Below are 12,397 nucleotides of genomic sequence, written 5' to 3' on the forward strand. Positions count from 1 at the left end.
GCTTTACACCCCGTTTGCTTGTAGCCAGGCAGGACGTTCCAGCGCATCCAGCCAGTTTTTGACGATCAGTCCCAGCTCGGTATCGCCACTGATCTGCAGGCGACGCTGGAAAAACAGGGTGTCGGCATCCATTTCGCCGCGCAGCAGGCAAAAGAAATCAGCCAGCGTGGCTTGCAGCTGCAAGTCGGTATTGGGCTCATCGCACCACTGGAAACGCCCTTGCCGGCAGGCAAAGCGGACCTGGATGCCCCAGTCGCTGACCGTGAGGGCAAAGCAGTGACCATCCAGTTCGGCTGGCGGTGTGAGGCCAGCCAGTCGTCGTGCGGCCTCCAGGCCGAACAGGGCATGCCAGGACCAAAAGTGGACCGGTAGCCGCTGGTGCCATTGCTTCAGCCAAGCGGGTGGGGTCGGGAAAGTGAGGTTCATGCGGTTTCTACCCAATCCATGCCGGGACGATCAAACCAGTAGCCATTGCAACGCCCTACTCCGACGGGTAGGGGTACATCGGGGTGACGCTCCGTGCTCAGTGCCGCAATGGCAGCCAGCGTCCCCTGCGACATGGGGTTGACCCGCAGGACATGCACTCCCAAAGCGTATACATCCCGGGCTTGTGCCAGTAAATCCAGGCAATGGGCGGACTGGGTCTGGATACCATTCAGGGTAAGGAATTCACCCTGCTCGCGGGTTTGCAGCGGCAGACCATCCGGATGCTCGATGCAGCGGAATTCGCAGTGATCCTTTTGTAAACGGAAATGGCGTGCGGTAAAGCAGCGGGCGGAGAAGGCGAGTGCCAGACGCCCCCATACCTGCAACTCGCATTGCAGGCCAGCGGGGATTTCTGCCAGCAGACGCTGCAGCTCGCTGCCACTCATTTCCAGTGGCACCACAAAGCGGCTGGCTCCCAGCGCTACCAGCCAGGACAGCGTGCCGCCGTGATAAGCATTGAGATGAGGGCCCGCAATGAAAGACTGGCCTTGCAGCACCCGCACCGCCCCCAGATCATTGGCCTCGACCTGGAATTGCGCCGCCAGTGCTTTTTCGACCAGCTTGTGCATGGCGCGCCGGTCCGACTCGCTGTCGATCAAGGTCTGGGTGGACAGCACCACGGTTTTGCCTGCATCACGCAGGGTATGAGCCAGCGCCAGCCAGTCGTCCAGCCGCATCTGGTGGCGGCGGCCACACACCACTTCCCCCAGATACACCACCTGTGCGGCAGATTCGGCGATGTCGGCATAGAAGCGCAGCAGGTCTTCGCGTTGCCAGTAGTAGCTTACCGGCGCCACGCTGATCAGAGAAGTGTTCATTTCCATGGTCGGTCAAATGCCCCCTGCGTGGTTTGCGCGCCTTCCGCGTGGCGAGCCAGTGCAGCCTGCCAGTCCGGACGCACCGAGAAGCGTGCAGGGTCGCGCTCGGCAGCATCCAGCGCCGCGCGCAGGGTGGATACAACCTGAGCGACATAGGCAGGGCTGCGCTGTCGTCCTTCAATCTTCAGCGCGGACACCCCCATCGCCAGCAGACGCGGCAGCAGACTGATGGCATTCAGGCTGGTGGGTTCTTCCAGCGCATGATCCAGCTCGTCCTCCACCAGGAACCGCCCTTTGCACAGGGTGGGGTAACCTGCCGGTTCACCGGGCGCGTAGCGGTCGATCAGCACGCCATTGAGGCGGGCGTCCAGCTGCCCCGCCTGCTCGACCCAGCGCACCGCATGGGCGGGCGAGCAGACCCCCTGGTTATTGGGCGAGTCACCCGTGGCAAAGCTGGACAGGATGCAGCGGCCTTCCGCCATCACGCACAGGCTGCCAAAGCCGAATACTTCGATCTCAACCCGGGTTTGCCGGGTCAAGCGCTCCACCTCGGCCAGCGTCAGCACCCGTGGCAGTACCACGCGCTGAATGCCGAATTGCTCGAACATCAGCTCGATGCTGTCCAGATGGGTGGCCGAGCCCTGCACAGACAGATGCAGACGCAGGTCTGGATAGCGTTCGCGTGCATAACCCAGTAAACCGGGGTCTGCCAGAATCACCGCATCGGCCTTGAGGGCGTGAGCGTGGTCGATGGCCTGCTGCCAGAGCGCGGTTTGCCCTGGCTGCGGGTAGGTGTTGATGGCAAACATCACCTTGCGCCCCATGCGGTGCGCCAGGGTGACACCTGCTTCAATGTCGGCCTCGGTGAAATTGAGCCCGGCGAAGTTGCGGGCATTGGTGGCGTTCTTCAGGCCGAGGTAGACGGCATTGGCGCCCGCCTGCAGCGCAGACTTGAGTGCGGCGAGGTTACCGGCTGGAGCCACCAGCTCCATTGTGCGTCGAACAGGTTCCATGCGGCCCAGTCTAGCCGCGCCGGGCCACCTTGGCCTTGTTTGAGGTCAAGGCCATGCTTGCGCGCCTGCTAATGTCAGGCGTCTACCTCACCCTCCTGATTCAGCCCATGCTCAACGGCATACACCGCCACTTGAACCCGGCTGCTCAGGTTGAGTTTTTTCAGGATGTTCTGCACGTGAATCTTGACCGTACTCTCCGCCACATCCAACCTTCGGGCAATCTCCTTGTTGCTTTCCCCTCGAGCCAGACACTGCACAATTTCCCGCTCGCGGCTGGTCAGCTTGTCGCGTGGCGGGCTGGCCAGTGGGGTGGCCGCTTGTGGGCTTTGTGCGCGAAACTGTGCCACCAGTTTGGCAGTCATGCTGTCGGCAATCACGGCTTCGCCACGGGCGGCCCGGCGTATGCCACTGGTTAGCGCCGCGACATCAATATTCTTGATCAGGTAGCCGCGCGCACCATCGCGCAAGGCCTGGCCCAGTTCATCGGCTTCTTCAGATACCGTGAGGATCACCACGGCGCATTGCGGGAGGTCCTGCACCAGAATCTGCAGGGTTTCCAGCCCGGAGAGACCCGGCATGTTCAGGTCCAGCAAAATCACATCGGGCAGGAATTCCTTGGCGCGCTTGATGCCTTCCAGGCCGTCAGCCGCTTCGCCAACCACCTGAAGATCGGCTTCACGCTGCAACAGCTGCCGGACGCCGGAGCGAAACAGACTATGGTCGTCAATCAGCAACACACGGATGGGGGCAGTATCCAATACCATTCCTTTCAGGCAGCCTGTCTTTCCTGCCACGGCAGGATCAGGCGTAGCGTGACCCCCGCGCCGGGGGCCGCTTCCAGTTTGAGTTCAGCGTGCAGGCGGCTGGCCCGCTCCCGCATGATGTGCAGGCCGACATGGCGTTCCGCACGGGCGGCTACCTCTTCCGGCTGATAGCCACGCCCATTGTCACGAATCACCATTTCAAAGTCGCGACCATTGCGGATGGTGACCTCGACATGGCTGGCCTGAGCATGTTTTCGCACATTCGACAGCGCTTCTTGCAGAATGAACAGCACTTGCAGTTGCTGCTCAGGTGGCAGAGGGGCGCCCTCGTCATCGTTGACATCCAGCGCGACGGTCACGCCTGATTGCCGTCTGAAGCGGGCCACGGTATCCACCACGGCAGCCTGCAATTCACCCTGCTCCAGCTTGCTGCGGAAATTCAGCAGCAACTCCCGCACATCCTGATAGCTTTCATCGACCCCCATGCGCAACAGCGGCACAATCTCCTGCAGCTCTTCCGCTCGGCCATCCTTCAGTGCCGATTCCAGCATCTGTACCTGCAGATTGAGGTAGTTCAGACCTTGCGCCAGGCTGTCGTGCAGGCCCTGGGCGACCAGATTGCGTTCTTCGGCTACCGCCAGTTGTCGGGCTTTGGCGCTGAGGCGCCGATTGTCCAGCGCCACACCGAGATGACGTCCCAATGTTTCCAGCAGTTGGGCGTCTGCGGCAAGGACTTCGCGTTGCTCACGGAAATGCAGTGAGAAGGTACCCAGCACTTCTTCACCGCTCATGACCCGAAATACCGCCAGGCTTAGAAAGCCATCGCGTGCGCAGTGAAATAACTCAGGCTTGGGCAATTGGCGGAAGTCGCGAATCACCACCACGGGTTTTTGGGTGGCTTCGCCACAGAAACAGGCGTCCCGCTGCATACAGTGCTCTGAATCCTCCAGTGATTCGGACAAGCCTTCCGAGACCACCAGATGAAGGTTGTCTGCTTGTGGGTCGATGACGCGAATGCTGCCCCCCTCCGCTGAGAACTGACTCATGACCCGGCGCAGGAAACCGTGGCACATCTCTTCAATATCGCTAGGTTGATTGAGAAAAGCGGCCATGTCATACAAGGCGCCCAGTTCACGGTTCTGGTTCGCCAGCTGGGCAGTTTTCTGCGCGACCCGGCTTTCCAGATCCTGATACAGGCCTTCCAGCTCGTCAGCCATCTGGTTGAAACCATCCGCCAGCACGCCGAATTCGTCACGGGTTTCTACGGGAAGTCTTACCGCGAATTCACGGGTGGCCATCCGGCGCAGCCCGTCCTGCAAACGCAAAACCGGAGAGATGATCCACAGATAGAGCAGGTAGATCATGGCCAGGGTACCGATGCTGGCAATCACCAGCAAGATGGCTTGGGACAGGCGTAGCAAGTTGGTTTTACTGGCATTGTCCACTTCAATCATGCGAACCAGCAGATCAGCCTCTTGCACGAATTCCGGTAAAACTTTCAGGTAGGTATCTGCAGGCTCACCCGCCAGGGCGTGTAGTGCTGCCTGGTGCAAATCCTGCCAATGTTGATGAACGCGTTGCATCTGCAGGCGAATGCGTGCATCGGCGGGCAAGAACAGGGGGCGGGCCGGATTGCCTTGTTGCAGTCGTAGCAGGGTTGCTGCCTGCAGGGCCAGCTCTTGCCGGGTCAGCTGATCATGCTCGGGATTACGCTGCAGTAACTCCACGGCGACCCGATTGGCACGCATGCGCAGACTCCCCGTGTCGTTGATGGCGGCACCGGCACCTTCAAGCTGCCACGACAACCACAGGGTCCAGCACACCATGCCCAGCACCACCAGCAAGGCCACGATGGAGCTGACGATGATGCGGGTCGAGAGTCTTTGTCGCAAGGAGGGCAGGGTTACGGAAAAAGGCATGGTGGGCAAGGCATCATCCGGTGGGTCGGTTAAAGGGATGCTGACATTGACATTATGCATCATGCGATGACCTCCGGTGTCAGGCATCGTCGGGGACCAGCGGGCAGACCAGCGGCAGAAAGGCATCGGCACGCGGGGAATAGGCCAGCAAGGCACCGGAATCCAGATCAAAGTACCAGCCATGCAGGGTCAGGCTACCCGCATTTACCCGTTGCGCGACCCAGGGAAAGGTCATCAGGTTTTTCAGGGAGACCAGAATGGCGGCCAGCTCGCAAGCGCGCCGCTGTGCGGCAGGTTCTGCGTCGGGCATCAGCTGGAAAACCTGCTGCCGGGCAGAATCCGCAATGTGCACCCAGCGACCGATGAAGTCGGTTTCGCCCTCTGTGGGAAAGCGCTGTTCGACCAGGGCGCGGATCCCGCCGCACTGGGCGTGACCTAGAATGATGATGCGGCTGACCTGCAACTGATCCACGGCAAACTGGATGGCGGAGGATACCCCCTGATGGCTCATGCCGTGCGTACAGGGTGGGACCAGATTGGCCACATTGCGTACCGTAAAGATGTCCCCCGGATCGCAGCCGAGCAGCAGGGCAGGGTCCACCCGCGAGTCACAGCAGCCGATCAGCAGCGTAGTCGGGTGTTGCCCCTGCTTCAGCTCGTCGTACACCGAGGGTTGTTGGTCAAAGTACTGTTGCTGGAAGCGTTGGAACCCACTGATGAAGCGTTCCAGATCGTGCATGGTCAGCCTCCCGTCTGTGACATGAAGCGGATGATCTTGCCGGGCTGCTGCTGGAAATCATGCCGTTCTGGTTTGCGGGCGATGGCCGCGCGGATACGGGCCACCAGCTCGTCATCACTGGCCCCCTCACGTAGCCAGCGGCCGAGCGGCACTTGATCCTCCTGCCCCAGGCAGAGGTACAGGGTACCATCCACCCCCAGGCGAACCCGGTTGCAACGCTCGCAAAAATGCTGGGACATCGGGGTGATCACCCCGAAGCAGGCGCGGTTGTCGCCGGTCGTCCAGTAGCGGGCCGGGCCGCTGTCCTGAGCATCCAGCAGGGGCATCAGGCCATGCTGCCGCGCCAGCTCGGCCCCCAGGCGGCTCAGGTTCAGCGTGGTCGTGGCACGCCCGGTGTCACCCATCGGCATCGGCTCAATCAAGCGCAACACAAAACCCTGCGCCAAGGCAAAGGTGAGCAGGTGCTCGACTTCGTGCTGATTGACCTCGGGCTGGACCACCATATTGAGCTTGATCGGCGTGAGCCCGACCGCTTTGGCCGCCATGAGGCCATCCAGCACCGAGGCCAGGCAGTCTCGACCGGTGATGCGGGCAAAACAGGCAGGGTCGAGGCTATCCAGGCTGATGTTCAGGCGGCGTACCCCCGCCTGCTTGAGGGCGGCGGCATGCTGCGCCAGTTGGGTGCCATTGCTGGAGAGCGACAAGTCACGCAAGCCGGGCAGGGCAGACAACCGCCCGGTCAGATCGGCCAGCCCGCGCCGTAGCAGTGGCTCACCCCCCGTCAACCGTACCTTGCTGATCCCCAGCTCGACAAACAGGCCCACCAGCCGGGCCATTTCATCATGACGCAACCAGTTGGCGGGCTCCTCGAATCCTTTAAAGCCTTTGGGCAAGCAGTAGGTGCAACGCAGGTCACAGCGATCAGTGACAGACACCCGCAGGTAAGTGATCTGCCGCCCAAACGGGTCGATCAGGCCGGGTGCTGCCGGGGTAGCAGACTGCGCGGTGGCTGGCACATCGTGCATGGCGGTGTTCCGGGAAAATGAACCATGCTGTCATTGTGCGCGTCAGGCGTGGGGCTCACCATTCGCAGGACGGACTAGTCCTTCTGGCTGAGTCAGGGCATATGCCAGCGCAGCGATCAGGTCAGACTGGGTGACCATGCCTGTGAGCTGCTGTGCATCATCCACCACCGGCAGCTGGTGCAGCCCCCAGTCGGAAAGGAGCGGTACCAGGTCGGCGAGCGATTGGCTTGCCCGAACTGTTCGGGCGGGGTGGCTCATCAAGCGGGCGACCGGTTCGCTCAAAACGGTCTGAGCCTGTTCTGCCAGTGCGGAAGGCCAGGATGCAGCATGCAAACCCAGCCGTTTCAGCAGGTCCACCAGCGAAACCACCCCCAGTACCTGCCCGTTGCTGACCACGGGCAGCAGCTTGACCCGATGCTGCTGCAGCATCCGCCAGGCCATTGCGCCATCCTGCGCCGAATCAAGGCTGATCACATCGCGGGACATGATGTCTGCCACCGTGCGCTGTGCCAGTGTGTGCTGCAGTTGTTGCTGTTGCAGGCTGGCGGCCAGCTGGACCAGCTGTTGCGGGGCGACATCGAGTAGTTGGTCTTGCTGCGCTAAAGCCTGCTGCCACTCAGTCAGACTGGCTTGCAGTCGCTGCGAGGGGAGCGGGTCAGCCGTGCGGTGGCCAGCGGGCTCAACAGGCGACACGCGACGCTGCAGGCTGGACAGGGTCAGTAGCAGCAATAGCCCGGGCAACATGGCGACCAGCAGCGTCGGCATGGTCAAGCTTGGCTGCAGCAGCACCCATATCGCCATGGCCCCGCCGGGTGGATGCAGGCAGCGCAGGGCAAACATCAGCAGCAGTGCCCCTGCTGTGGCCAGCGGGGCGGACCAGTACAGCGGCAAGCCCGCCTGCAGGACGGCAAAGGCAAACAAGGCAGAGATACTGCTCCCGGCCAGCAGGGCCCAAGGGCGTGACAGCGGGCTGCCGGGCAGCGCAGCCAGCAAAACAGATGAAGCTCCGAGGGCAGGTAACAGATGAATACTGGGCCAATGCTGTGCCAGCCATGCTGTTCCGCACAGCGCCAGTGCGACCAGCATGAAGGCACGGCATTGGGCGGCCCAGCCAGGCATCGGTAAGCCTGAGCGCAGCCCGCGCATGGCTTATTGCACCAACGGGCTGTCAGACATCGTTAGCTCAATACCGCTGATGCGGGCCTTGCCGACCAGCAAGTGCACATACTGGCGCCAGGCGATATCCTGATTCCAGGCTTGCAGGGTGGCCTTGATCTGCTCGGCAACATGCGCATAGGGCAGCAGATGCCCATTGATTCGCCGTGCCAGCCAAACGATATGCAGACCATGACGGCTTTCCAGCAATTGAGGCAACAAGCCGGGGGGCATATTGAAGACTGCCCGTTCGAATTCAGGTACGCACTCACCCCGTCCTAGCTGTCCCAATTGTCCACCTACAGCGGCGGAAGGACAATTGGAATAACGCTGTGCCAGCTCACCGAAGCGCTCTGGTGTTTGCTGCAGCTGCTGCAGCACCGCTTCGGCCTGGGCGCGTAGCGCAGGCAGGCTGACGCCCGGCGTGACCTGGAACAGGATATGCGACACTTCGACCCGCTCCCCGACGGTAAAGCGGGCAGGGTGTTGCTGATAGTGACGTTGGCAGCTATCGTCATCCACCGTGGGCAGGCTCACTTGCGACTGCAGCAGGGCGTCAATGCTGGCTTCATCATCCGCCTGACGGAGCCCCAGTCGCTCCGCTTCGTCCAGCAGGACATGGCGGATAACCAGCGATTCAGTGGCGGCCCGCGTCGGATTGGGGTGTTGCTGATGGTTGACGATCTCCCTCGCCACGTCGTCGTCCGTCAGTTCATGCTGGTTTACACAGATCGGCATACTGTTTCACTCCGGTCAGGACTGCACCTTATTTCAGGGCAGCGTAAAGTTGGGTGCAGTTTTCCATGACTTCCACCAGTCGCTCACTAGTAGTGGCAATGTGCTCGGCATTGCCGGTCTTGAGGGCGGCATCAAAAAAGAACCACTGCTGTTGAGCCATCTGCAATTGCCGACGGATGGCCTCCGTATTGACCGGCGCGGCTTGCAGGCTTTCCAGCGCTTGTTGAATCTCCTTGCGTGTCTGCTGCATGGCGCTGTCGCGTGCTGGACTTTGAATGCCCCACTGTCGCAGCAAGGCATTCTTGGCCAAGCGCTGAGACAACATGCGAGTCCGACCAGACAGATTGACCCATTTCCCGGTTAACTGGCCACTCAGGTCTTGCAACTGCACGGTCAAGGTCTGCGCATCCCCCAGCAACAGCTCCACCCGCTCATCCAGTTGCAGCGCAATGGCTGCACTTGGCGTGGCCGCCAGCATGGGTTGTACGCGCTGCCAGTCGGTGGCCATCCGCTCCACTTGCTTGCTGGCCTCTGGCCAGGCGACGGTCAGCTTGCGCAGCAATTGCAGGGCTTGGTTGAAATCCTTTTCAGCCTCCGTCATTTGCTGGCGGGCCGACTGGGGAATGACGCCCAACCCCAGCTGGGCATAATTCTTGACCATACGCTGGCTGAGCATACGCTGCCGCCCCGCCAGGTTGATCAGGTCCATGGATACGGTTTCGGCATACAGAGCCAGACTAAGCACCCACATGCCCAAACCACACAACCATGCCCATTGCTTGCGCATACCAGGTTTTCTCCTTTAATTGATCAGCGGGGCCGTACCAGTTGCCATGCGCGCCCCAGATAGGTCACGGAGGCGAAACCGCTCCACACGTGCACCAGCCGGGTAAACGGGAACAGCACGAACAAGCTCATGCCCATGAACAGGTGAGCCTTGAACAGCCACGGTGCGCCACTGACAAAGAAAGCAGCATCGCCCTTGAAGGTGACAATGTGCTGAGCCCAGGTCATCAGCAGCACCATCATGTGGCCATCCATATGCCCGGCGGATTCCACAATGGTGGCCAGACCCAGACAGAGGGTGACCAGGATCCACACCAGCAGCAGCTTGTCACCGGTGCGGGTGATGGCGGCCAGGCGCGGGTCGCTCATGCGGCGGTGAATCAGGATCAGCAGACCGACCAGCCCCAGGCTGCCGAACAGGCCGCCAGCAGTCATGGCTACACCTTGCTTGAAGCTGTGGCTGATGCCGAGTGCGTCCCACACCGCCACCGGGGTCAGCAGGCCGACCAAGTGACCAAAGAACAGACCAATGATGCCCAGATGGAACAGTATGTTGCCCAGGCGCAATTGCCCGCGGTGCAGCAGCTGAGAGCTGTCACTCTTCCAGGTGTATTGTTCGCGCTCAAAGCGGATGAGGCTGCCCAGCAGGAAGATGGTCAGCGCGATGTACGGGTAGATGCCGTACAGAAAGGCATTCAGATAAGACATGATCTATCCCCTTAATCAGTGCGCAGCCGCGCGCGGGTGAAATTGCACGGTATGCGTGCCACCGATGGCCGGTTTGAGCAAGGGCTCGACGCCATCGGCGCCCGGACCGAAACGCTCCAGGGCTTCATCCATGTCGCGCACCGGTGGCTCGGCTTGTGGCAAGGGCACCACCGCAGTCAGGCTACGCAGCACGCTAAAAATGCTGGCGTACGGGCTGAGATTGCGCGCCAGCCGGTCACCGATGGCGGCCAGAACGTGAATGGCGTCGCCCAGCAAGGCTTCGGCCTCATCTGCGGGCAGCAGGCTGAGGAATTCCAGAAACAGCGGCACATGATCTGGCAGCTCGCCACCTGCCGGTTCCACGCCATGCCGCTGGTACTCCTGCAGCAGGTCGACCATGGCCTGGCCGCGGTCCCGACTTTCGCCATGCACATGCTCGAACAGGTGCAGGGCGTGTGCCGGGTTGCGGTCAAAGGTGGCGACATAGTTTTCCTGCAGTTCCACCAGTGAGTGCTGTCGCATGAAGTCCAGCAGCGGCGTCAGCTGCTGATGGGCATTCGGGATGTCCTGCAAAGCCACGGCAAACTCGTCCTGAGCGGCCAGTAAATCGGCTTCCGGGTAGCTGAGCAGCGCCGAGAGCAGGCGGTATAGTGTGGACATGGTGTGCTCCTTTCCGCCGCTCATTGCTCGGCCGCCGCTTTTTTGCGTGACTTCGGCATGTCGACAAAGATCACGCTGCCTTTGGACTTCTTGCCGAACAGCGAACCTTCCGAGGTGCCACCACTGCAACCGTTGCCAAAGGTGAAGCCGCAACTGCCCTTGTCATTAAAGCTGTCTTCCACCAGTTCCTTATGGCTGCTGGGGATGACAAAGCGGTCTTCATAGTTGGCAATCGCCATGATCTGGTACATGTCCTCCACCATGGCGGGATTCAGCCCGGTGTGTTGCAGCAGGCTGTCATCGCCCTTGCCATGCACCACTTGCGAGCGTTTGTAGGCACGCATGGCGATCATCCGCTCCAGCGCCTCCACCACCGGTTGCTCCTTGCCTGCGGTGAGCAGGTTGGCGAGGTAGCGCACCGGGATGCGCAGCGATTTCACGTCTGGAATGATGCTGTCGCCCAGCGTGGTGTGCGGCATCTGGCCAGATTCAAACGCAGACTGGATCGGCGAGAGGGGCGGGATGTACCACACCATCGGCAGCGTGCGGTATTCCGGGTGCAGCGGGAAGGCGACCTTCCACTCCATCGCCATCTTGTAGACCGGCGAGTTGCGGGCGGCTTCCAGCCAGCTTTCCGGAATACCCTGTTCGCGGGCGGCGTCGATCACCGCTTGCGAGTTCGGGTCAAGGAAGCACTTGAGCTGAGCTTCGTACAAGTCCTGCTCGTTGGCAGTTGCAGCCGCTTGCTCGATCAGGTCGGCGTCGTACAGCAGGACACCCAGATAGCGGATGCGCCCGACACAGGTTTCCGAACAGACGGTAGGCTGGCCCGCTTCCAGTCGCGGGAAGCAGAAGGTACATTTTTCGGCCTTGCCGCTTTGCCAGTTGTAATAGATCTTCTTGTACGGGCAACCGGAGATGCACATGCGCCAGCCACGGCACTTGTCCTGGTCCACCAGCACAATGCCGTCGTCCTCGCGCTTGTAGATGGAGCCGGACGGGCAGGAGGCGACACAGGCCGGATTCAGGCAGTGCTCGCACAGGCGCGGCAGGTACATCATGAAGGTGTTTTCGAAGGTCGAATACATCTCCTTCTGCACCCCTTCAAACAGGGCATCACGACTGCGCGAGCTGAATTCGCCGCCGAGATCGTCTTCCCAGTTCGGGCCCCATTCGATCTTTTCCATCTTCTTGCCGGTGATCACCGACACCGGGCGTGCGGTGGGCGGCGTCTGGCTGAGCGGGGCCTTCTGCAGGTGCTCGTAGTCGTAGGTGAAGGGCTCGTAGTAGTCGTCAATGGCTGGCAGATTCGGATTGGCAAACAGATTGGCCAGAATCTTCAGCTTGCCGCCCTGACGCGGCTCCAGCTTGCCACTGGCGTTACGTTGCCAGCCACCTTGCCATTTCTGCTGGTTTTCCCACTCCTTCGGGTAGCCGATGCCGGGCTTGGTTTCCACATTGTTGAACCAGGCATACTCCACGCCGTCGCGGCTGGTCCACACGTTCTTGCAGGTGACCGAGCAGGTATGGCAGCCGATGCATTTGTCGAGGTTCAGCACCATGCCGACCTGTGCACGAATTTTCAT

At 61.1% G+C, this 12,397-nt stretch carries 13 protein-coding genes; all 13 read right to left on the minus strand.

The window, feature by feature from the left end; translation table 11 throughout:
• Positions 1 to 3: 3 nt before the first annotated feature.
• Positions 4 to 426: a ubiquinone anaerobic biosynthesis accessory factor UbiT gene (gene ubiT, locus HF682_RS00620; protein ID WP_168875329.1), complete on the minus strand. Its 423-nt coding sequence runs from the start codon at positions 424 to 426 to the stop codon at positions 4 to 6.
• Positions 423 to 1,304 carry a U32 family peptidase gene (locus tag HF682_RS00625; protein ID WP_205881852.1) on the minus strand — a complete coding sequence of 294 codons (882 nt, stop codon included), beginning with the start codon at positions 1,302 to 1,304 and terminating at the stop codon, positions 423 to 425. The genes ubiT and HF682_RS00625 overlap by 4 nt, the downstream gene beginning before the upstream one ends.
• The gene (ubiU, locus tag HF682_RS00630; RefSeq protein ID WP_168875331.1) at positions 1,301 to 2,317 is read right to left on the minus strand and encodes a ubiquinone anaerobic biosynthesis protein UbiU; all 1,017 of its coding nucleotides are present in this window, start codon (positions 2,315 to 2,317) and stop codon (positions 1,301 to 1,303) included. Before ubiU ends, HF682_RS00625 begins: the two co-directional genes overlap by 4 nt.
• A gap of 74 nt (positions 2,318 to 2,391) precedes the next feature.
• Positions 2,392 to 3,075 carry a response regulator gene (locus HF682_RS00635; RefSeq protein ID WP_240947018.1) on the minus strand — a complete coding sequence of 228 codons (684 nt, stop codon included), beginning with the start codon at positions 3,073 to 3,075 and terminating at the stop codon, positions 2,392 to 2,394.
• Between the two features lie 11 nt (positions 3,076 to 3,086).
• Positions 3,087 to 5,063 (minus strand): type IV pili methyl-accepting chemotaxis transducer N-terminal domain-containing protein, encoded by a 1,977-nt coding sequence (locus HF682_RS00640; RefSeq protein ID WP_240947021.1) that lies wholly within the window; start codon positions 5,061 to 5,063, stop codon positions 3,087 to 3,089.
• 16 nt (positions 5,064 to 5,079) lie between these two features.
• Positions 5,080 to 5,739, minus strand: coding sequence for a carbonic anhydrase (locus HF682_RS00645; protein WP_168875333.1), 660 nt, complete (start codon positions 5,737 to 5,739; stop codon positions 5,080 to 5,082).
• Between the two features lie 2 nt (positions 5,740 to 5,741).
• Positions 5,742 to 6,764: a GTP 3',8-cyclase MoaA gene (gene moaA / locus HF682_RS00650; protein ID WP_168875334.1), complete on the minus strand. Its 1,023-nt coding sequence runs from the start codon at positions 6,762 to 6,764 to the stop codon at positions 5,742 to 5,744.
• 42 nt (positions 6,765 to 6,806) lie between these two features.
• Entirely contained in the window at positions 6,807 to 7,883 is a 1,077-nt protein-coding gene (locus tag HF682_RS00655) for an HPP family protein (protein ID WP_168875335.1), read from the minus strand.
• Positions 7,884 to 7,913: 30 nt separating this feature from the next.
• Entirely contained in the window at positions 7,914 to 8,657 is a 744-nt protein-coding gene (locus tag HF682_RS00660) for a peptidylprolyl isomerase (protein WP_168875336.1), read from the minus strand.
• A 28-nt stretch (positions 8,658 to 8,685) separates the two neighbouring features.
• Positions 8,686 to 9,444, minus strand: a complete 759-nt coding sequence (locus HF682_RS00665) for a type IV pili methyl-accepting chemotaxis transducer N-terminal domain-containing protein (protein WP_168875337.1) — start codon at positions 9,442 to 9,444, stop codon at positions 8,686 to 8,688.
• A gap of 23 nt (positions 9,445 to 9,467) precedes the next feature.
• Positions 9,468 to 10,151, minus strand: a complete 684-nt coding sequence (gene narI, locus HF682_RS00670) for a respiratory nitrate reductase subunit gamma (protein WP_168875338.1) — start codon at positions 10,149 to 10,151, stop codon at positions 9,468 to 9,470.
• A gap of 15 nt (positions 10,152 to 10,166) precedes the next feature.
• Entirely contained in the window at positions 10,167 to 10,811 is a 645-nt protein-coding gene (gene narJ, locus HF682_RS00675) for a nitrate reductase molybdenum cofactor assembly chaperone (RefSeq protein ID WP_205881853.1), read from the minus strand.
• Between the two features lie 20 nt (positions 10,812 to 10,831).
• On the minus strand, positions 10,832 to 12,397 hold the full coding sequence (gene narH / locus HF682_RS00680) for a nitrate reductase subunit beta (RefSeq protein ID WP_168875340.1): 1,566 nt from the start codon (positions 12,395 to 12,397) through the stop codon (positions 10,832 to 10,834).

It is taken from the genome of Leeia aquatica (genome assembly GCF_012641365.1).
In the GTDB taxonomy this organism is placed as follows: Bacteria; Pseudomonadota; Gammaproteobacteria; order Burkholderiales; family Leeiaceae; genus Leeia; species Leeia aquatica.

Excerpts from the sequence above, each read along its gene's own strand:
- moaA (WP_168875334.1), bottom strand. The coding sequence starts at position 6,764 with ATGCACGATGTGCCAGCCACCGCGCAGTCTGCTACCCCGGCAGCACCC.
- ubiT (WP_168875329.1), bottom strand. The coding sequence starts at position 426 with ATGAACCTCACTTTCCCGACCCCACCCGCTTGGCTGAAGCAATGGCAC.
- HF682_RS00655 (WP_168875335.1), bottom strand. The coding sequence starts at position 7,883 with ATGCCTGGCTGGGCCGCCCAATGCCGTGCCTTCATGCTGGTCGCACTG.
- narJ (WP_205881853.1), bottom strand. The coding sequence starts at position 10,811 with ATGTCCACACTATACCGCCTGCTCTCGGCGCTGCTCAGCTACCCGGAA.
- narI (WP_168875338.1), bottom strand. The coding sequence starts at position 10,151 with ATGTCTTATCTGAATGCCTTTCTGTACGGCATCTACCCGTACATCGCG.
- HF682_RS00640 (WP_240947021.1), bottom strand. The coding sequence starts at position 5,063 with ATGATGCATAATGTCAATGTCAGCATCCCTTTAACCGACCCACCGGAT.
- ubiU (WP_168875331.1), bottom strand. The coding sequence starts at position 2,317 with ATGGAACCTGTTCGACGCACAATGGAGCTGGTGGCTCCAGCCGGTAAC.
- HF682_RS00665 (WP_168875337.1), bottom strand. The coding sequence starts at position 9,444 with ATGCGCAAGCAATGGGCATGGTTGTGTGGTTTGGGCATGTGGGTGCTT.
- HF682_RS00645 (WP_168875333.1), bottom strand. The coding sequence starts at position 5,739 with ATGCACGATCTGGAACGCTTCATCAGTGGGTTCCAACGCTTCCAGCAA.
- HF682_RS00660 (WP_168875336.1), bottom strand. The coding sequence starts at position 8,657 with ATGCCGATCTGTGTAAACCAGCATGAACTGACGGACGACGACGTGGCG.
- HF682_RS00625 (WP_205881852.1), bottom strand. The coding sequence starts at position 1,304 with ATGAACACTTCTCTGATCAGCGTGGCGCCGGTAAGCTACTACTGGCAA.
- narH (WP_168875340.1), bottom strand. The coding sequence starts at position 12,397 with ATGAAAATTCGTGCACAGGTCGGCATGGTGCTGAACCTCGACAAATGC.